17 protein-coding genes are annotated in these 18,363 nt (G+C 67.8%); 6 read left to right on the top strand and 11 right to left on the bottom strand.

The features are described from left to right. Positions 1-265 precede the first annotated feature (265 nt). Together lexA and H8S47_RS13705 are read right to left on the bottom strand one after the other, a co-directional pair. Entirely contained in the window at positions 266-940 is a 675-nt protein-coding gene (lexA, locus tag H8S47_RS13710) for a transcriptional repressor LexA (protein ID WP_056482214.1), read from the bottom strand. Between the two features lie 68 nt (positions 941-1,008). Further along, on the bottom strand, positions 1,009-2,190 hold the full coding sequence (locus tag H8S47_RS13705) for a molybdopterin molybdotransferase MoeA (RefSeq protein WP_187504400.1): 1,182 nt from the start codon (positions 2,188-2,190) through the stop codon (positions 1,009-1,011). A gap of 444 nt (positions 2,191-2,634) precedes the next feature. On the opposite strand from H8S47_RS13705, the gene H8S47_RS13700 reads away from it, so the two are divergent. After that, positions 2,635-3,372, top strand: a complete 738-nt coding sequence (locus H8S47_RS13700; protein WP_187504399.1) for an energy transducer TonB — start codon at positions 2,635-2,637, stop codon at positions 3,370-3,372. Between the two features lie 91 nt (positions 3,373-3,463). On the opposite strand, the gene moaC is transcribed toward H8S47_RS13700, so the two are convergent. The 4 genes from moaC to H8S47_RS13680 are packed head-to-tail and all read right to left on the bottom strand — an operon-like array spanning position 3,464 to position 6,378. Beyond that, positions 3,464-3,931, bottom strand: a complete 468-nt coding sequence (gene moaC, locus H8S47_RS13695; protein WP_187504398.1) for a cyclic pyranopterin monophosphate synthase MoaC — start codon at positions 3,929-3,931, stop codon at positions 3,464-3,466. After that, on the bottom strand, positions 3,928-4,704 hold the full coding sequence (gene trpC / locus H8S47_RS13690) for an indole-3-glycerol phosphate synthase TrpC (protein WP_187504397.1): 777 nt from the start codon (positions 4,702-4,704) through the stop codon (positions 3,928-3,930). Before trpC ends, moaC begins: the two co-directional genes overlap by 4 nt. 1 nt (position 4,705) lies before the next feature. Beyond that, positions 4,706-5,698, bottom strand: a complete 993-nt coding sequence (gene trpD, locus H8S47_RS13685; RefSeq protein WP_187504396.1) for an anthranilate phosphoribosyltransferase — start codon at positions 5,696-5,698, stop codon at positions 4,706-4,708. Further along, complete coding sequence (locus tag H8S47_RS13680) at positions 5,695-6,378, bottom strand: anthranilate synthase component II (RefSeq protein WP_187504395.1); 684 nt, start codon at positions 6,376-6,378, stop codon at positions 5,695-5,697. Before H8S47_RS13680 ends, trpD begins: the two co-directional genes overlap by 4 nt. Positions 6,379-6,593: 215 nt before the next feature. Between H8S47_RS13680 and H8S47_RS13675 the strand changes: the two genes are divergently transcribed. Beyond that, the gene (locus H8S47_RS13675; RefSeq protein WP_187504394.1) at positions 6,594-6,998 is read left to right on the top strand and encodes a hypothetical protein; all 405 of its coding nucleotides are present in this window, start codon (positions 6,594-6,596) and stop codon (positions 6,996-6,998) included. Positions 6,999-7,155: 157 nt separating this feature from the next. Here the strand turns inward: H8S47_RS13675 and H8S47_RS13670 are convergent, their stop codons facing one another. Together H8S47_RS13670 and H8S47_RS13665 are read right to left on the bottom strand one after the other, a co-directional pair. Next, the gene (locus H8S47_RS13670; RefSeq protein ID WP_187504393.1) at positions 7,156-8,649 is read right to left on the bottom strand and encodes an anthranilate synthase component I family protein; all 1,494 of its coding nucleotides are present in this window, start codon (positions 8,647-8,649) and stop codon (positions 7,156-7,158) included. Positions 8,650-8,653: 4 nt separating this feature from the next. Further along, positions 8,654-10,609 (bottom strand): peptidylprolyl isomerase, encoded by a 1,956-nt coding sequence (locus H8S47_RS13665; protein ID WP_187504392.1) that lies wholly within the window; start codon positions 10,607-10,609, stop codon positions 8,654-8,656. Between the two features lie 172 nt (positions 10,610-10,781). Here H8S47_RS13665 and tpiA point away from each other — a divergent pair, with 172 nt between their 5' ends. Together tpiA and H8S47_RS13655 are read left to right on the top strand one after the other, a co-directional pair. Continuing rightward, positions 10,782-11,525 (top strand): triose-phosphate isomerase, encoded by a 744-nt coding sequence (tpiA, locus tag H8S47_RS13660; protein WP_214655085.1) that lies wholly within the window; start codon positions 10,782-10,784, stop codon positions 11,523-11,525. Positions 11,526-11,660: 135 nt separating this feature from the next. Further along, entirely contained in the window at positions 11,661-12,359 is a 699-nt protein-coding gene (locus tag H8S47_RS13655; protein ID WP_187504390.1) for a hypothetical protein, read from the top strand. A 139-nt stretch (positions 12,360-12,498) separates the two neighbouring features. On the opposite strand, the gene H8S47_RS13650 is transcribed toward H8S47_RS13655, so the two are convergent. Then, positions 12,499-13,884, bottom strand: a complete 1,386-nt coding sequence (locus tag H8S47_RS13650; RefSeq protein WP_187504389.1) for a leucyl aminopeptidase family protein — start codon at positions 13,882-13,884, stop codon at positions 12,499-12,501. A 12-nt stretch (positions 13,885-13,896) separates the two neighbouring features. Then, a complete protein-coding gene (locus tag H8S47_RS13645) occupies positions 13,897-15,288 on the bottom strand; it encodes a serine hydrolase domain-containing protein (protein ID WP_187504388.1) in 1,392 nt (463 codons plus the stop codon). A 163-nt stretch (positions 15,289-15,451) separates the two neighbouring features. Between H8S47_RS13645 and H8S47_RS13640 the strand changes: the two genes are divergently transcribed. Further along, positions 15,452-15,598, top strand: coding sequence for a lmo0937 family membrane protein (locus H8S47_RS13640; protein WP_187504387.1), 147 nt, complete (start codon positions 15,452-15,454; stop codon positions 15,596-15,598). Between the two features lie 93 nt (positions 15,599-15,691). Here H8S47_RS13640 and rimO read toward each other — a convergent pair whose 3' ends face one another. Next, positions 15,692-17,047, bottom strand: coding sequence for a 30S ribosomal protein S12 methylthiotransferase RimO (gene rimO / locus H8S47_RS13635; protein ID WP_187504386.1), 1,356 nt, complete (start codon positions 17,045-17,047; stop codon positions 15,692-15,694). Positions 17,048-17,141: 94 nt separating this feature from the next. Between rimO and H8S47_RS13630 the strand changes: the two genes are divergently transcribed. Beyond that, complete coding sequence (locus tag H8S47_RS13630; protein WP_187504385.1) at positions 17,142-18,284, top strand: anhydro-N-acetylmuramic acid kinase; 1,143 nt, start codon at positions 17,142-17,144, stop codon at positions 18,282-18,284. Positions 18,285-18,363 lie beyond the last annotated feature (79 nt).

The following is an 18,363-nucleotide window of genomic DNA, read 5'->3' as shown; positions in this document are numbered from 1 at the left end:
GAGGGGTAGGCTCCCCCCAAACGCAACGTCTTCGCGCCTTCGCGTGATCCAAATCACCAGCCGACGCGCGCGGTGGCGGGGCGATGAACTTTCACGCGGAGACGCGAGGTAGTGTCTTAGACGAAGAACCAGGCCAGGTTGATAACTATCCGGCCGTTCATCCGTCGTCGTTTAGAACCGCCTGGTTCTCCCCTAGCGAAACACCTCCGCGTCTCCGCGTCTCCGCGCGAACCAATTCTTTCGACCGTGCGGAGCAGGCGGCGGCTCAGTCGTAGCGGCGGAGGATGCCGGAGAGCTTGCCCTGCACGCGGACCTGGGCTGGGGCGTAGCGTTGGGGGTCGTAGGCTCGGTTGGCCGGGTCGAGGCGGACCATGGCGCCTTCGCGGCGGAAGTATTTCAGGGTGGCTTCGCTGTCTTCGATCAGCGCTACGACGATCTCGCCGTCTCGCGCCGTTTCGGTGCGGCGGATCAGGGCGTAGTCGCCGTCGAGGATGCCGGCTTCGACCATCGAGTCGCCCGAAACCTCGAGTGCGTAGTGTTCGCCGGTGCCGAGGAGTGCGGCGGGGACGGCCAACATCGTGCTGCCTTCGAACGCCTCGATCGGGACGCCGGCGGCGATGCGGCCGTGGAGGGGGATCTCGATGACGTCGTTGGCCGGTTGCGGCGTCGCGGCGGCGGGGGCTGCCTTGACGTTCGAAGGCTTCGTCGGCGTCTTCTTCTCCGCACGTTCGGGCATGCGCAGCACTTCAAGCGCGCGCGCGCGGTTCGGCAGGCGGCGGATGAAGTTGCGCTCTTCGAGCGCGCTGATCAGACGGTGGACGCCCGACTTCGACTTGAGGTCGAGTGCGTCCTTCATCTCCTCGAACGACGGCGAGACGCCGGTTTCGTTGAGGCGATCGTTGATGAAGCAGACGAGTTCGTGCTGCTTGCGCGTGAGCATGGCGGTTCTCCGTCCGGAACAGACTGGGAACTTCTATGGAACATAATTAACGCCGTCAAGCGTCCGTATCACGCGATCACGAGGATTTCCGCCGATTCGCCTGTCTTTGCAATCGGTGCGTCGCCGGGGCGGACGATGAGGCAGGTCGAGCGGGCCAGGGTGAGGAGCATCGAGCTGTCCTGGATCGTCGAGGCATAGGCCTTGCCGTCCCGCAGTTCGGCGCGGAGATAGTCGGTGCGGGCATTGTTGGCGGGGAGGTCTTCGCCAAGCAGCGCGTGCGTCGATTGGGGGAGCGGGTCGCGTGCATCGGCCATGTGCGCGACGACGGGTTTCACGAATAGCGTCGCGGTGACGAACGCGGAGACCGGGTTGCCGGGTAGGCCGAGGACCATCATCTCGCCGATCCGGCCGGCCATCATCGGCTTGCCGGGACGCAGCGCGATTCGCCAGAAATCGATCGTCCCGCCGGCGGCTTCGATCGCGGGGCGGACGAGGTCGTGATCGCCTACCGATGCACCGCCGGTGGTGACGAGTAGGTCGGCCTGTACGCTGGCGAAGGCGTCGCGCAGGACTTCGAGATTGTCAGGGAGGATGCCGAGGTCGACGATGTCGACGGGCATGTCGGCGAGCATTGCCGCCAGCATGATGCCGTTCGACTCGGGTAGAGCAACGCCGTCGGTCGTCGAGCCGGGTGGGACGAGTTCGTCTCCGGTCGCGGCGACGGCGACGCGGACGCGGCGGTTGACGGTGAGGCTGCCGTGGCCGCCCGTTGCGGCGACGGCGATGCGGGCGGGGCTGAGGCGGTCGCCGGCGGCGATCAGGCGGGTGCCGGTCGAGAAGTCGAGGCCCTTGCGGCGCGTGTTGCGACCGAATGTCGGCGGGCCTTCGCCTGCGAGGATCAGCGTTTGGCCGTCGCGCTCGGCTTCCTCCTGGACCATGACGGTGTCGGCGCCTTCGGGCATCGCGGCGCCGGTGAAGATGCGGGTGGCTTGGCCCGGGGCGACCTGGCCGGTGAAGGGGCGGCCGGCGGCGCTTTCGCCGATGACGGTCCAGGGGCCGGGGAGGTCGGCGTAGCGGATCGCGTAGCCGTCCATCGCCGAGAGGTCTGCCGCGGGTTGGGTCCGGCGGGCGAGGATGTCCTCGGCGGCCCAGCGGCCGGCGGCGTCTCGCAGCGGGACGGTCTCGTGGCCGACACGGGGGGCCATGGCGAAGAGGCGGGACTGGGCTTCGGCGACGGGGACTAGGGTCATGCGTAAGACTCTGTTTTCGGGCGGTTCTGAAAAGTGAAGTGTAGGAAGTGTAGGCGCTGGGAGCGGTTTGCCGGTTGGCGTTTTGGGGCGGTTCTTATGTGGAAGCGCAGGGTGCGTGGGTATGTTCCGTGCTTTGCCATGGATCTGGTGTGTAGGACAGGTGTTGTTGGGTTAGCTGGGTGTGGGGTGCTGGCCGTTAGGGCGCTTTGGGCTGACGGGTTTCGAATGCTGGCAACTGCTTCTTTGTTCTCCCGCGAAGGCGGGAGCCCAGGCTGGGTCCCCGCCTTCGCGGGGAAACACCGGTGGGGTGGATGGCGGTCGCTATAACTTTGGCCTTCCCAATTGAGCCCCGGCCTTCGCCGGGGTGGTGTGAGTTCGCTTGGCCAGCGCGTGTTCATCCTTGGCGGGGCTTTGTTTGGGGGAAAGAGACACCAGATCAGTATGATGACACGCTATACGCCTCGGGCGAAAGACAGGATCGGGGCGGCGGTGGGTGCGGTGCTTCTGCCGGGGATGCTTGGTTATGCGCTGCTCTCGGGGCTTGTGGTGACGATGCCGGCGGCGGTTACCGACGCATTGAAGGTGTTCGATGCGGCGCCGCCTCCGCCACCGCCGTGCGAGGAGAAGGTCAGGCCTCGGCCTTCGCCTAGCCGCAAGCCCGAGGGGGCTGCGTCGCCGCCTAATCTGAAATCGAAGGCTACCGAGGTGGTGGCGCCGCCGCCGATCGTGCCGGTGGTCGTGCCGCCGCCCGTCGTGGTGGCGGAGAAGGCTGGGGTGGGTGCGGAGGCGACTTCGGGAGCTTCGAATGTTCGCGGGCCGGGCACCGGGAGCGGCGGGATCGGTAATGGGACCGGGAGCGGTGGGTATGGCGACGGTGACGGCGGTGGGGGTGAGGAGACGCCGCCCGAGTGGCGCAGCGGGCGGTTGAGGGACTCGGATTATCCGCGCGAGGCCGCGGAGACGGGGATCCGGGGGCGGGTGTTCGTGCGGTATCTGGTTCAGACCAATGGGCGGGTGTCGCGGTGCCGGGTGACGCGGTCCAGCGGGAGCCGGGTGCTGGATGACCTGACGTGTCGGTTGATCGAGCAGCGGTTCCGGTATGATCCGTCGCTGGATGCGGCGGGGCGGCCGGTGGAGTCTACGATCGTGGAGAGTCACGACTGGTCTATGGATGACGATTGACGTCCCGGGCTGAGCGCGTTCTGCTTGGCTTGCCCTCACCCTCGCCGCCTTTGGCGTCTTTCCCCTTCCCCTTTGGGGAGAGGGTTCCTTGTTACGCGGTCCAGTTGCCGGATTTGCCGCCGGATTTTGCTCGGACGCGGATGTCGCTGAGGACCATCGTCTTGTCGATTGCCTTGGCCATGTCGTAGATCGTGAGGAGCGTTACGGTGGCGGCAGTGAGCGCTTCCATCTCGACGCCGGTCTTGCCTTCGGTCGAGGCGGTGGCGGTGGCGGTTACGCCGGTTTCGTCGACGACGAGGTCGATCTCGACCTTGGTGAGCGGGAGCGGGTGGCAGAGCGGGATTAGGTCGCTGGTGCGCTTGGCGGCCATGATGCCGGCGACGCGCGCGACCGCGAGGACGTCGCCCTTTTTCGCGGTGCCAGCGCCGATCGCCGCGGCGGCTTCGGCGGACATGGTGATGCGGCCGGAGGCGATGGCCTCGCGGGCGGTGACCGCCTTGCCGCCGACGTCGACCATTCTTGCCGCGCCGGCTTCGTCGATGTGGGTGAGGCCGGTCATCCGACGAGAGCGCGCGTTGCGGCTTCGACGTCGTCCTGGCGCATGAGCGCTTCGCCGATCAGGAAGCAGCGGATGTCGTGCTCGGCCATCGCGTCGAGTTCTGCGCGCGTCGTGAGCCCGCTCTCGGCGACGAAGGTGCAGTCCTTGGGCGCCTTGCCGACGAGGTCGTAGGTGCGCTGGAAATCGACCGAGAAGTCGCGCAGGTCTCGGTTGTTGACGCCGATCAGCCGCGACTTGAGCTTCAGTGCGCGCTCCATTTCAATCGCGTCGTGGACCTCGACCAGGACGTCCATGCCGCATTCGAGCGCGGAGGCTTCGATCTCGGCCATCTGGATGTCGTCGAGCGCGGCGACGATGATCAGGATGCAGTCGGCGCCGATCGCGCGGGCCTCGGTCGACTGCCAGGGGTCGACCATGAAGTCCTTCCGCAGGACGGGGATCGAAACGGCGTCGCGCGCCGCGGTCAGGTAGGCGTCGGAGCCCTGGAACCACTTTTCGTCGGTGAGGACAGACAGGCAGGCGGCGCCCCCGGCTTCATAGGCGCGGGCGTGGGCGACCGGGTCGAAATCGGCGCGGATCAGGCCCTTGGACGGACTCGCTTTCTTGACCTCGGCGACCAGCGCGTAGCCGGTCTTGGCGTCAAGCGCGGCGCGGAAGCCGCGCGGCTTCGACATGCGGGCGATGCCCGCGTCGATATCGGCGAGCGACGTCGTTGCCTTGCGTGCAGCGACTTCGGCGCGCTTAGTCTCGAGGATACGGTCGAGCATGGTCATGTCAGTAGGCGATCCAGCGGGCGAGCAGCGCGTCGGCGCTGCCGGTGTCGAGGGCGGCGGCGGCTTGCGCGGCGCCTTCGACGAGAGTGGGGACGGTGCCGGCGACCATCAAGGCGGCGGCGGCGTTGAGCAGGACGGCGTCGCGGTAGGGTCCCGCCTCGCCCTTGAGCAGGCGGCGGAGCGCGTCGGCATTGTGGTGCGCGTCGCCGCCGCGAATGTCGGTGATGGCGTGGCGGGTGAGGCCGGCGTCTTCGGGCGTGATCCTGCGGGGAAGCGCGACGCTGCCGACCGAGGCAACGATGCTGGGCCCGGCGCCCGAGATTTCGTCGAGGCCTTCTTCGCCCGACACAACCAGCGCGGCTTCGGTGCCGAGCTGTTCGAGGGCTTCGGCGTAGAGCGACACATAGTCGGGGCGGGCGATGCCGATGAGCTGGCGGGTGGTGCCGGCCGGGTTGGCGAGCGGGCCCATCAGGTTGAAGATCGTCCGCTTGGCTATGCGTTGGCGGATCGGGGTGATGCGCTTCATCGCCGGGTGGTGGTTGGCGGCAAACAGGAAGGCGATGCCGATCTCGTTGAGGCTTGCCTCCGCAGTGGCGCCGGCGCGGTCCATGTCGAGGCCGAGGACTTCGAGCGTGTCGGCGGCGCCGGCTTTGCTCGAGGCGGCGCGGTTGCCGTGCTTGGCGACGGGGACGCCGCACGCGGCGACTACCAGCGCGACGGCGGTCGAGACGTTCAAGGTGTGGTGGCCGTCGCCGCCGGTGCCGCAGACGTCGATCGCGCCCGCGGGGGCGTCGATCGGGATCATCCGGTTGCGAAGTGCGCGCGCGGCTTCGGCGATCTCGATGCTGGTCTCGCCGCGGGTCGCCAGATCGGTGAGGAAGGTGGCGATCGCGTCGTCGCTCGCGCGGGCGTCGAGGATGTCGGCGAACGCTTCGCGGGCGGACTCGCGCGAGAGGGGGGAGCTGGGGTCGGGCAGGAGCGTGGTGGTGGTCACATTCCCCTCCCGCTTGCGGGAGGGGTCAGGGGAGGGGCTTCCTGTCCAGCCGAGGTCGTGGATGCGGTGCGGCCCTCCCCCGACCCCTCCCGGAGGCGGGAGGGGAGGTGGTGGGGAATGTTCGCCATCTTCAGGAAGTTCGCGAGCATTTCGTGGCCGTGTTCGGTCGCGATGCTCTCCGGGTGGAACTGCACGCCGTGGATCGGCAGCGTCTTGTGGCGGAAGCCCATGACCGTGCCGTCCTGCGCGGTCGCGTTGACGACCAGCGTGTCGGGCACCGCGTTGACGATCAGCGAGTGATAGCGCGTGGCGATGAACGGCGAGGGCAGCCCGGCGTACAGCCCGGTATCGTCGTGGACGACGGGCGAGGTCTTGCCGTGCATCAGGCCACCGCGCTCGACCTTGCCGCCGAAATGCTGGCCGATTGCCTGGTGGCCGAGGCACACGCCGAGCAACGGCTTGCCGGCGTCCGCGCACGCGGCGACGAGATCGAGGCTGACGCCTGCCTCGGTCGGCGTGCAGGGGCCGGGGGAAATGAGGAACGCGTCCGCGCCCGACGACAGAGCCTGCCCGGCGGAGATCGCATCGTTGCGGACGACTTCGACCTCGGCACCCAGTTCCATCAGGTAATGGACGAGGTTCCAGGTGAAGCTGTCGTAATTGTCGACGACGAGGATCATGGCGCCGCCATAGCCTAAGCGGGGCGCGGTGCAACATGGCAGCGGCCCCACATGTTACGCTCGATCTATCGCGCTGCGACCGATTGCCCTAATTCCGCCATCGAACAGTCGCGGATCGTCGGGGCCCTTCCTATATCGGGAGCGCAGGCGGCGCATCATTCAGCGCGGAGCAATGCCGCGTGACGGACGTTATCCGTTCAAAGGAGCCTTAACCGATGTTACGTACCGTCGTCCTCGCTGCACTGATCGCACTTCCCGGCATGGCGTATGCCCAGGACGCGCAGGTCGACACCCCGCCCCAGCGTATCCGCAGCGTCACGCTGACCGGCGACCAGAAATGCCCCAAGTCGAGCGGCGGCGAGATCGTCGTTTGCTCGACGCTCGACCAGCCCTATCGCATCCCGAAGTCGTTGCGCGAGGACAAGCCGATCGCGGCACAGAATCAAAGCTGGGTGAACCGCGCGGCGACGATGGATCAGATCGGGCGGGTCGCCGGCGGGTTGCCGGATACTTGCTCGGCGGTCGGGACCGGGGGCCAGTCGGGCTGCTTCATGCAGCGTAACCAAGCTTATGCGGCGGAGCGGCGTGCGCCCGCTAGCGAGACGAACACGACGCCCTGAGCTTGGCTCTTTAACACCTCCCCGGCGGAGGCCGGGGTCCAGTTGGTGAACGTTCGTAAAGGCGGTCGCGGATCGTTACTGCAACCTTTCCAACTGGACCCCGGCCTCCGCCGGGGAGGTGTAACTTTACCGGGTCGGTCTTTCACGTTGAACAGATTTACTGCCCGAATCCTGACGCTTTAGCCCGGCTGACTGCTTCACGCGCCGCCGCCAAGATCGCGCCGGCCTTCGCCTCGCACTCGCGCTGTTCGTATTCGGGGACGCTGTCGGCAACGATGCCGGCACCGGCCTGGACGTGGATCGTACCGTCCTTCACCACCGCGGTGCGCAGAACGATGCACGAGTCCATCGAGCCGTCGGGCGAGAAATAGCCGACCCCTCCCGCGTACGCGCCGCGGCGTTCGGGTTCCAACTCGGCGATGATCTGGCAGGCGCGAACCTTTGGCGCACCGCTGACGGTGCCTGCCGGGAAGCCGGCGAACAGCGCATCGAGCGCGTCCTTGTCGGGCGACAGCGTGCCGACGACGTTGGAGACGATGTGCATGACGTGGCTGTAGAACTCGACGCCGTAGCTGGCGGTCACCTTCACCGAGCCCGGCGACGCGGCACGGCCGACGTCGTTGCGGCCGAGATCGAGCAGCATCAGGTGTTCCGCGCGCTCCTTCGGGTCGGCGAGCAGGCTGATGCGGTTCGCCTCGTCCTCGGCGGCGGATTTGCCGCGGGGGCGGGTGCCGGCGATCGGGCGGATCGTCACTTCGTCGTCGCGGACCCGGACGAGAATTTCAGGGCTCGAGCCGATCAGCGCGAAGCCGGGCAGGTCGAGATGGTACAAGAACGGCGACGGGTTGATGCGCCTTAGCGAGCGGTAGAGCTCGAACGGGGGCAGCGCGAACGGCGTGCTGAAGCGTTGCGCGAGCACGACCTGGAAGATGTCGCCGGCGAGGATATAGTCCTTTGCGGTGGCGACCATCTCGCCGTAGCGGCCCTCGGGTAACGCGAACGTGTAGACCGGTTCGGCGACGTCGGCGCGGATCGGAGCGGGGACGGGCGTGCTGGCGAGCTTGGCCGCCACGGCATCGAGACGCTCTTCGGCTTCGGTCACGATCGTGTCGGCATCGCGCGCGGGATCGGGCCAGGCCGGCGCGACGAGGTACAACGCATCGGTCAGGCGATCGAACACGAGCACTACGGTCGGTCGCACGAAGATCATGTCGGGCAGGCCGAGCGGATCGACCGGCGGCTGCGGCAGGTCCTCGACCAGCCCGATCGTCTCATAGCCGAAATAGCCGACGAGGCAGGCGAGCGCGCGCGGCAGCTCGGCGGGCACGTCCGCGCGGCACTCGGCCACCAGCGTCCGCAACGCGTCGAGGGTCGGCACCGGGCACGGCTCGAACGTATCGCGATCGGTCGCCCAGTTGCGGTTGATCTCGGCGCTGTGGCCGTGCGCACGGAACAGCAGGTCGGGGGCAAGGCCGATCAGGCTGTGGCGACCGCGGGTTTCGCCGCCCTCGACCGACTCGAGCAGGAAGTCGCCACGCCCTGGCTCGATGAGCTTCAGCGCGGCGGCGACCGGCGTTTCGGTGTCGGCGACCTGACGGCGCCAGACGAGCGCGGGGCGCCCCTCGGCCAAGGCTTCCCGCGCGCTCGTCATACGATCAGTTCCCGGTGCCGCCCTGGCCGAGCAGGTCGGCACGGACTCGCGCGAGCGAGGTCGCGTTGGTCTTCACGCCGACCTCGGCGCGGACTGCCTTGGCGAACTGCTCGACATATTCGCGACCGACCGAGCGGCCGATATTGGCGCGCGCGGCCTTGATCGCGGCATCGTTGCCCGCCGCGTTGCCGCTGGCGATGCTGTCGAGCTTGATGACGAACCAGCCGCTGTCGTCGGGCGCGGCGAGCGTCTTGGCGGTGTTCGGCGCCATGCTGAACATCAGCGCGAGCGCAGGCGGCGCACCACGCGGATCGGCGGCAATTTGCGCACGCGAGGCGGTCACCGGGCGCGGTGCGGGGATCGGCAGCTTGGTCTGCGCCAGCGACTGCGCGATCGGCATGCCCTTGTTGATCCGTGCGAGCACGTCTGCGGCGACTTTCCGCGCGGCCTGACGCGCGCGCTCGGCGCTCACGTCGCGCAGCACGGCGGCGCGCACCTGCGCCAGCGGACGCGGGGTGGCGGGAACGACCCGGCCGAGCGCGACGACGGCGAACCCGCCATCGGTGCCGAGCTGGACGAGCTGCGGGCCATCCCCCTCGGCCGCCTGGAACGCGGCGGCGACGAGCGGCGCGATCGCGGGATCGGGCTTGCTGGCGGCATCGTCGGGGTTGACGCCATTGGCGATCAGCGCTGGCGTGGTGACGGGCTTCAGCTTCTGGTCGGCGACCACCTCGTCGAAGGTGGCGTTACCCGAGAGCGAATCGTCGATCTTGTCGTGGATCGCGGACAGGGCCGCAGCGGACTTCTGGATGCCGAGCGCGGCGGCGATTTCGCCACGCACCTGATCGAGGGTGCGGCCAGGGACGTTCTCGATCCTTTCGATCTTCGCGACGGTCCAGCCGAGCGGCGTGCGGACCGGGCCGATCACCGCGCCGCTGGCGGCGGCGAAGGCGGCGTCGGCGACCTGTGCGGACGTCGTGCCGGCATAGGCGGCCTTCTCGACGCCGGTCTGGGTCGACGCTTCGAGACCCGCGGCGCGCGCGGCGTCGGCGAGGCTGGTGCCGGCCTTCACCTTGGCGGCGATCGCGTTGGCGCCAGCCTGATCGGCGACGACGACCTGCGTGATCGTGCGCTTCTCGGTCGCGGCATAGCGGGCGCGATCCTGCTGATAGGTCTTGGCGATCTCGGCGTCGGTCGGGACGGCCTGCGTCTTGACCTGATCGGGCGAGACGACCGCGTAGCGGATGATGCGACGCTCGGGCACGGTGTAGCGTGCGACGTTGCGCTTGTAGAAAGTGGCGAGGTCGGCGTCGCTAGGCGCGGGGCCGGCGGGGACGACCGCGGCGGGGATGAAGCCGATCGTGCCCGTGCGCTTTTCGAGCAGCAGCGACGCGTAGGGCAGTGCGAGCTGGCTGGCGACTTGCGTCGCGCCGGTGCTCGGGATCGTCAGCTGCTGCGCATAGGTGTCGCGGACGATGTCGCTGCGGATCTGTGCATCGGTCAGCTTCCGCTGCGCGAGCACCTGGCGGTAGAGATTCTCGTCGAACTTGCCGGTCGGGCCCTGCAATGCCGGGATGCTGGCGATCTGGCCGTCGACCGCGCGCTTGCTGACGACCATGCCCTGCGCACGGCCGAACTGCTCGAGCGCCATGCTGGAGATGATCCGGTCGAGCGTGCCTTCGAAGCCGCCCTGATTGACGAAGGTCGCCATGTCGAGCGTCGGCTGTTCCTGGCGGAAACCCTCGAGCTGCGTCTGCGCCTGCGTCTTGAGTTCGTTCTCGGTGACCTCGGCCTTGCCGACCTTGGCGACGTCGCCGCCGGTGATCCCTGCGCCACCGGTCATCGAGCTCAAGCCCGTGATGTCGCCGGCCGCGAAGGCGAGCGCGATCACGCCGAGCACGATGAAGGTGATGACCACGCCGACCTTCGAATGGGTAAGGCGGCGAAAGAAAGCGAGCATGGATAGCCGATCGACAGGGATGGGAACGCGGATGCTTTACGGGGGCGAGAGCGGCTCTTCAAGTCGGGCGCTTCAAGGTCGTGCGGGCTCGGGTGGCCCCGTGCACGGTTGTGCGGGGGTTGTGCGACGCGGGGGCGGCGCTATCGCTGGGCGAAATTCTCGGGAGATAGTGATGCGGCGCAAGCTGGTAGCGGGAAACTGGAAGATGAACGGGTCGCGGGCGATGCTCGTCGAACTCGACGCGATCGCGGCGGCGGCGAGTGCTGCGCCGGGGGTCGATGTGTCGGTCGCGGTGCCGTTCACGCTGATCGCAGCGGCGTCGGAGCGCGTGCCGAACCTCGCGATCGGTGCGGAGGACGTGCACGAGGCGGACTCGGGCGCGCATACCGGTTGCGTGTCGGCAGGCATGGTGAAGGAGGTCGGCGCGTCTTTCACGATCGTCGGGCATTCCGAGCGGCGTGCAGACCAGCATGAGACGAGCCATGATGCCTGGGCGAAGGCGGCGGCGGCGCGGCGGCAGGGGCTGCACGTGATCCTGTGCTGCGGCGAGACCGAGGCGGAGCGCGATGCGGACCGTGCCGAGCGCGTGGTGCAGGCGCAGATCGAGAAGTCGGTGCCGGACAATGCGGACGGCAGCTGGTTTACGCTGGCTTACGAGCCGCGCTGGGCGATCGGTACGGGTCGCACGCCGACGCTCGACGAGATCGCGGCGATTCACGCCATCGCGCGCGCCAAGTTGCGGATGCTGATCGGCGACGCCGCTGCGGGGGTACGGATCCTGTACGGTGGCTCGGTGACGGGCGCGAATGCGGCGTCCATCCTGGCGACTCCGAACGTCGATGGGGCGCTGGTGGGTGGTGCCAGTCTGACCGCGGAGAAGTTCGTGCCGATCATCGAGGCGGCGGCTTTTCTTTGAATCGTGCCGTGCTGTCGTGGAATGCTTGTGCCGGAAAGCGTTAAGTCCCGATAAACCCTGCGGTCTTACGATTAGTGAGCGATTCGGCGATCTGATCGTTGGTCGGCGTGACGCGGCTTTCGTGCGAGGGTTTATATGGCCAGATGGTTTCCCGGATGCGTAGGCGCCTCGATCGCGGTGTGTGCGGTGGCGTCGTCGATTCCTGCTCGGGCCGAGACGCCGCGCGAATTGCTGACCCAGGCCGGGTTCGTCGATCGTGACCGCGGCGTCGCGCTGGCGCGGATCGACAAGGCGGCGGCGGTCGCGGGGCAGGCGCTGAGCCGCTCGCCGAACGATCAGGAGGCGGCGATCATGCAGGCGATGGCGAACGGCTATCGTGCGAAACTGCTCGGCAATCGCGGGCAGGCGATCGCCGCGCGGAAGCAATATGAGGCGCTGGTGACGCGGTACCCGCGGAATGCCGAGGCGCAGGCGGCGCTGGGGGCGTGGCATGTCGGCGTGATCGCGAAGCTCGGGCGGTTCGTCGGGCGTGCGGTGGCGGGCGCGCAGAAGGCGACTGGGTTCGAGGCGCTCGATCGGTCGGTCGCGCTGGGCGGCAATCGCGCGATGTTCGCCGGGCTGGCCGGCCTGCTGCGGCTGGAACTGGACCCGAACGATGCGCGGGGACGTGCGCTGGTCGAGACGGCGAGCAAGGCGCCGACGCCGACTGCGATCGACGGCTTTATGAAGAGGGCGGCGATGGCGGTGCTGGTGCCTCTGCGGGCTGGCGATGCCAATGCGACGAAGACGCTGGCGGATAAATTGCTACCGTTCGGGCAGTTTGCAGCGAGCTGAAGCCGCCTACTCCGCCCCTGCCGTCATTCCCGCGGAGGCGGGAACCCATATCGGCTGGCGTATCGGTGTGATCACCGGCCTGGGAGGTTATGGATCCCCGCCTGCGCGGGGATGATGACGGGTTTGGCGTTCCCTTTATTCAGCGCGAGTACCGCTTCGCCAGCATCGCGAAGGCCGCGCGGAGGGCGTAGGCTTCGCCACCCTTCGGCCGCCCCGGCTTGGCCGAGGGCCTCCACGCGAAAACATCGAGATGTGCCCAGGCCGTGCCCTTCGGCACGAACCGGCGCAGGAACAGCGCGGCGGTGACCGCGCCGGCAAAGCCGCCTTCGGGGGCATTCACCATGTCCGCGACGTCAGACTTCAGCATCTCGTCATAGCCGTTCCAGAGCGGCAGACGCCACATCTGGTCGCCCTCCGCAATGCCGGCCGCGAGCAGGTCGGCGGCGAGCGCGTCGTCGTCGGTGAACAGCGGCGGCAGGTCCGGGCCCAGCGCGACGCGGGCCGCGCCGGTCAGCGTGGCGAAGTCGAGGATCAGTTCGGGGTTGCTCTCGCCCGCCTTGGTCAGCGCATCGCCTAGCACCAGGCGCCCTTCGGCGTCGGTGTTGGTGTTCTCGACCGTCAGGCCCTTGCGCGTCGCTAGGACGTCGCCGGGGCGGAAGGCGTTGCCGGCAATGGAGTTCTCGACCGCGGGGATCAGCAAATGGAGGCGGACCGGCAGCTTGGCGGCCATCACGAGGCTCGCCAGCGCCAGCGCGTGCGCCGCGCCGCCCATGTCCTTCTTCATCAGTCGCATGCCCGCGGACGGCTTGATGTCGAGGCCGCCGGTGTCGAAGGTGACGCCCTTGCCGACCAGCGCGATGCGGGGATGCGAGGGGTCGCCCCATTCGAGTTCGATCAGCCGTGGCGCGCGGTCCTTGCTCGCGGCCTGGCCGACCGCGTGGATCATCGGGTAGCCGGTCGCGAGCGCATCCCCGAGCGTGGTCGTGACGGTTGCGCCGTGGCGCTTGGCCAGCATCTCTGCGGCGGCTTCGAGGTCGGCAGGCCCGATGTCGGACGCGCCGGTGTTGACGAGATCGCGGACCAGCGCGGTGGCTTCGGCGAGGCGGACCGTTTCGTCGATATGTGCGGCGTCCGCTGTGAACAGCACGCGGGGGCCGGTCGCGTCGGGCTTCACGTACCGGGTGAACTGGTGCTGGGCGAGCATCCAGCCAAGGCCGGCCGCGCCGACCGGGCCTTCCGCTAGGCGGTACGTGCCTTCGGGTAGCGACGCGCCGAGCGAGGCGATCCGCCAGGGCGACGTCACCGCTTCGTTGCAGACCAGCAGCATAGACCAGTCGTCCACGGTCTCGCCGGGCAGGACCGCGCGGTCGCCGGGCTTGCCGGTCAGGCGGTGCGCGGCGACCGTCGTGCGGATGCGCTGCGATTGTTTAGCGAGCCAGCCTGTATAGGCGTCGGGGTGGACGACGTGGATCGTCCGTGCGGGCTGGCCGCGGTCGGGTTGGAGCATCGAAGCGAAGTCGGTCATTGTGCTTGCCATTTAAGAAGAGGGCGCCACCAGAAGTTGTTCGTATCGGCCGTTCGCGCCGGACTCGGCATAGGTGCTGAGCGAGAGCGTGCGGTCGGGATAGGTGATGCGGTAGGTGCGGTTGACGAAGCCGCCGCGCAAGCGGGTCTTGCCGGATTGGGCAAACGCGGTGGGCTCGCCGAGCGCGCCGAGACTGGCCTTGTAGTCGGCGAGCGCTACGGGCTTGAAGTAATAGTTGGCGTCTTCGGTCAGGCCTTTGCGGTCGAGCGCGCCGGTGCGAAGCTGGTCGTAGACGGTGCGGGCTCGGGCGAGGGCGGCGGTGTCCTCGGCGCTGGCGGCGGCGGGCGGCAGGACGATCTTGGCGACCCCGGCGGCAATGCGGCCCGTTGCGTCGCTGAACCAGCTGTTGGTGAGGACGACGATCGCCGCCTTGTCGTCGGGATAGACGGTGTTCTCGGACAGGAAGCCGACCGCTTCGCCGCTGTGCTCGACGTAGCGGCGGCCGTTCGCGCTGCCGGTGAAGACGCCGAGGCCGTAGCCGTTGCTGCTGCCGTCGGCGAGTTTCACCGGGGTTTCCTGCGCGGCCCAGTCGTCGGCGGGGAGCGTGGTGCGGTTGAGGCGGGCGACGTCCCATTTGGCGAGGTCTTCGGCGCTCATCGAGAGCTCACCGGCGGCGTAGAGCCAGCCGTCGGCGCTGGGCGTCTCGGGGCGGACGGGGCCGAGCGCGAAGCGGCCATAGCCCTGCGGGTAGGCCTTGCCGATCGCCTTGTCCTGGTCGAGCGCGCGGATGTCGAGCGGCTTGAAGATGCGTTGCTGGAGGAAGCTGAGCAGCGGTTGATGCGCGACCTTCTCGACGATCATGCCGGCTACGACATAGCCCGTGTTCGAATATTGCCATTGCGTGCCGGGTTCGAAATCGAGCCGCTTCTTCGCCCAGCGATCGACGATCTGCTGCGGAGTGACGGGCTTGGCCATCGCCGCGAAACTGTAATCCTGCGGCCAGTAATCCTGGAGGCCGGAGGTGTGGCTGAGCAACTGGCGGATCGTGATGCGGTCGCCGCCGGTGACGCCGGGGATGTATTTCGCGACGGTGTCGTCGAGGCTGAGCTTGCCTTCGTCCTCAAGCAGCAGGATCGCGGCGGCGGTGAACTGCTTCGAGATCGAGGCGATCTGGTAGGGGAGGTTGGGGTCGGCGGTGGCGATCGTTTCTGAGGGTTTGCCGTAAGCCTTGGCGAACACGATCCGGCCACCGCGGACCACGGCGATCGAGGCAGACGGCACGCCGGTATCGCCGAGCGCGCCGGTGACCAGCGTGTCGATCTGCGCGGTTTCGGCGGGGGTAAGCGACTGCGCGATGGCGGGGGCCGGGAGCAGCGCGGCGATGGCGAGGAGGCGGAGGATCATGCGCGCAACGAAGCAGAACCGACCGACGCGCGCAACGACGCGATTTTTATTCCGTGACGATTGAACGGGTTAGAATGCGACAGAAATGTTGACGGAACACGCCGTGATACGCGCACGTTTCATCGCGGGGCCGGGAGCCTTTTACGCCTTAGGGGACACACTCATGCTGTATACCATCGCCATCATCCTGCTGATCCTCTGGCTGGCAGGGTTCGCCTTCCATGTCGCAGGCGGGTTGATCCATATCCTGCTGGTGATCGCGGTCATCGTCGTGCTGATCAAGCTATTCACCGGGCGCAGCGTCGTTTGAGGTCTGTTCTCCTGCGAACGCAGGAGTCCAGGGTTACGGGCGATGTAGTTTGGTATCCTGGGCTCCCGCTTTCGCGGGAGAACAGATAGCGAGTTAGGCGACGGGGACGCCGTAGAGGTCGTGATCGTCGGCGTCTTCGATCGTGACCGGGACGATGTCGCCGACCGTCAGGTGACCGGCATCGCGGAGGAATACTTCACCGTCGATCTCGGGAGCATCGGCTTGCGAACGGCCGGTGGCGCCTTCCTCGTCGACCGCGTCGATGATCACGTCGAGCGTGCGGCCGATCTTGGCCTGCAACTTGGCCGCGGAGATTGCCGCGGTCTTTTCCATGATGCGGGCGTAGCGCTCTTCCTTGAGCTCTTCGGGCACATGGTCGGGCAGCAGGTTCGCCGCCGCCCCTTCGACTGGTTCGAAGCGGAACGCACCGACGCGGTCGAGCTGGGCTTCGTCGAGCCAATCGAGCAGATACTGGAAATCCTCCTCGGTCTCGCCGGGGAAGCCGACGACGAAGGTCGAGCGGATCGTGATGTCGGGCGCGATCGTCCGCCAGTTGTGAATGCGCTGGAGCACTTTCGCATCGTTGCCGGGGCGCTTCATCCGGCGGAGTACCGACGGCGCGGCGTGCTGGAACGGGATGTCGAGATACGGCAGCACGAGGCCCTCCGCCATCAGCGGGATGACGTGGTCGACGTGCGGGTAGGGGTAGACGTAGTGGAGGCGGACCCACGGTGCGATCTTGCCGAGTTCGCGCGACAGGTCGGTCATGTGCGCGCGGACCTCGCGGGCCTCGCCGCGCGCCATCGGGCCACCCGTCTTCACCGGCCAGCTCGCGTGGCGCAGGTCGACGCCGTACGCCGAGGTATCCTGGCTGATGACCAGCAGTTCCTTGGTGCCCGCTTCGACCAGCTTCTCCGCCTCGCGCAGGATCGCGTCGGGGCGGCGGCTGACGAGGTCACCGCGCAGGCTCGGAATGATGCAGAACGAGCAGCGGTGGTTGCAGCCTTCGGAGATCTTCAGATAGCTGTAGTGGCGCGGGGTCAGCTTCAGGCCGGCGTCGGGGATCAGGTTGAGGAACGCGGACGGGGGCATCGGCGCGGCGTCGTGGACCGCGCCGACGACCTGCTCGTATTCGTGCGCGCCGGTGATCGCGAGGACCTGCGGGAAGCGCGCGCGGATCGCGTCGGCTTCCTTGCCCATGCAGCCGGTGACGATGACGCGGCCGTTCTCGGCGATCGCCTCGCCGATCGCCTCGAGGCTTTCCTCCTTGGCGGAATCGAGGAAGCCGCAGGTGTTGACCAGCACGATGTCGGCGCCGGCGTAATCGGGCGACATCTGATAGCCGTCGCCGCGCAGCTGCGTGAGGATCCGCTCGCTATCGACGAGGTTCTTCGGACAGCCGAGCGAGACCATGCCGATCTTCGGCGGGGAGGGGAGTGTTGTTGCCATGAAGCCCGCGCACATAGGCGCAAAGTTCGGTTTTTTCTAGGCGGGCGAATTTGCTTCCTGCATGGGTGGGCGGATTGCGCGGGAAGGAACCGATATGCTGGCGATTGGACTGATGTCGGGGACGTCGCTCGACGGGATCGATGCCGCGTTGATCGAGACCGACGGCGAGGCGTTCGTGCGGCCGATCGCGTTTCGTGGCGAGCCCTATTCGGATGCGGCGCGGACGCAGTTGGCGGAGGCCACGCGGATGGCGCTGACGTTCGACAAGCCGCGCGCCAGTCCGTCGGTGGTTGCCGCGGGCGAGTTGATTACGCGCGCGCATGTGTTTGCGGTGCATAAGTTGCTGGCGGATGCGGGGGTTGCGGCGGCGGAGGTCGATGTGATCGGCTTTCACGGGCAGACGATCGCGCATCGGCCGGACCGGCGCTGGACGTGGCAGATCGGCGACGGGGCGGCGGTCGCGCGGGCTACCGGGATCACGACGGTGTCGGATTTTCGCTCGGCGGACGTGGCGGCGGGCGGGCAGGGCGCGCCGTTGCTGCCGGTGTATCATGCGGCGTTGGCGGCGGGGCTGGAGGGACCGGTCGCGGTGCTGAACCTTGGCGGGGTGGGGAACATCACCTTCATTCCCGGTGGGCGGGACATGCACGATTCGCGCGAGATGTCGCCGGAGCGGGCGCAGATGTCGGATCGCGATGGGCTGGTGGCGTTCGATACCGGGCCGGCGAATGGTCTGATCGATATCTGGGTCGAGGCGGAGACTGGTGCCCGGTATGATGCCGGGGGGGCGTTGGCGGCCTCCGGGCGCGTGGACGAGACGGTACTGACGGGGATGCTGGACCATCCGTTTTTCGATGCGCCTCCGCCGAAGTCGCTCGACCGGAATGATTTTACGATCCAGCCGGCTCGGGGGTTATCCGCGGCCGATGGGGCGGCGACTTTGACGGCGTTTACCGCGGCGACGGTGGCGGAGGCTTTGAGGCATTTGCCGGCTCGGCCGGTTCGGTTGCTGGTCGCGGGGGGTGGTCGTCATAATCCAACGATGCTGGCGATGATCGCCGCGCGGACCGGGTTGGTGGTCGAGCCTACCGATGTGCTCGGGTGGAACGGCGATGCGCTCGAGGCTGAGGGGTTCGCGTATATGGCGGTGCGGACGCTGAATGGGCTGGCGATTAGTTTTCCGGGGACGACTGGGGTTCCGGTGGCGATGGCTGGTGGGATTGTGGATCGGGTTTGAGGGGGGCGCCGGCCCCCTGATCAGTAATAAGCTTGTTCTCCCGCGAAGGCGGGGGCCCAGTCTGGGTCCCCGCCTTCGC

It is taken from the genome of Sphingomonas albertensis (genome assembly GCF_014358075.1).
Classification (GTDB): domain Bacteria; phylum Pseudomonadota; class Alphaproteobacteria; order Sphingomonadales; family Sphingomonadaceae; genus Sphingomonas; species Sphingomonas albertensis.
This window is presented reverse-complemented; position numbering and strand designations above follow the sequence as displayed.

Bases quoted from the DNA above. Each gene is read 5' to 3' on its own strand.
- H8S47_RS13655 (WP_187504390.1), top strand. From the start codon at position 11,661: ATGGCCAGATGGTTTCCCGGATGCGTAGGCGCCTCGATCGCGGTGTGT.
- tpiA (WP_214655085.1), top strand. From the start codon at position 10,782: ATGCGGCGCAAGCTGGTAGCGGGAAACTGGAAGATGAACGGGTCGCGG.
- H8S47_RS13650 (WP_187504389.1), bottom strand. From the start codon at position 13,884: ATGACCGACTTCGCTTCGATGCTCCAACCCGACCGCGGCCAGCCCGCA.
- H8S47_RS13645 (WP_187504388.1), bottom strand. From the start codon at position 15,288: ATGATCCTCCGCCTCCTCGCCATCGCCGCGCTGCTCCCGGCCCCCGCC.
- rimO (WP_187504386.1), bottom strand. From the start codon at position 17,047: ATGGCAACAACACTCCCCTCCCCGCCGAAGATCGGCATGGTCTCGCTC.
- H8S47_RS13700 (WP_187504399.1), top strand. From the start codon at position 2,635: ATGACACGCTATACGCCTCGGGCGAAAGACAGGATCGGGGCGGCGGTG.
- H8S47_RS13675 (WP_187504394.1), top strand. From the start codon at position 6,594: ATGTTACGTACCGTCGTCCTCGCTGCACTGATCGCACTTCCCGGCATG.
- H8S47_RS13630 (WP_187504385.1), top strand. From the start codon at position 17,142: ATGCTGGCGATTGGACTGATGTCGGGGACGTCGCTCGACGGGATCGAT.
- H8S47_RS13670 (WP_187504393.1), bottom strand. From the start codon at position 8,649: ATGACGAGCGCGCGGGAAGCCTTGGCCGAGGGGCGCCCCGCGCTCGTC.
- lexA (WP_056482214.1), bottom strand. From the start codon at position 940: ATGCTCACGCGCAAGCAGCACGAACTCGTCTGCTTCATCAACGATCGC.
- H8S47_RS13665 (WP_187504392.1), bottom strand. From the start codon at position 10,609: ATGCTCGCTTTCTTTCGCCGCCTTACCCATTCGAAGGTCGGCGTGGTC.
- H8S47_RS13705 (WP_187504400.1), bottom strand. From the start codon at position 2,190: ATGACCCTAGTCCCCGTCGCCGAAGCCCAGTCCCGCCTCTTCGCCATG.
- H8S47_RS13680 (WP_187504395.1), bottom strand. From the start codon at position 6,378: ATGATCCTCGTCGTCGACAATTACGACAGCTTCACCTGGAACCTCGTC.
- H8S47_RS13640 (WP_187504387.1), top strand. From the start codon at position 15,452: ATGCTGTATACCATCGCCATCATCCTGCTGATCCTCTGGCTGGCAGGG.
- moaC (WP_187504398.1), bottom strand. From the start codon at position 3,931: ATGACCGGCCTCACCCACATCGACGAAGCCGGCGCGGCAAGAATGGTC.
- trpC (WP_187504397.1), bottom strand. From the start codon at position 4,704: ATGACCATGCTCGACCGTATCCTCGAGACTAAGCGCGCCGAAGTCGCT.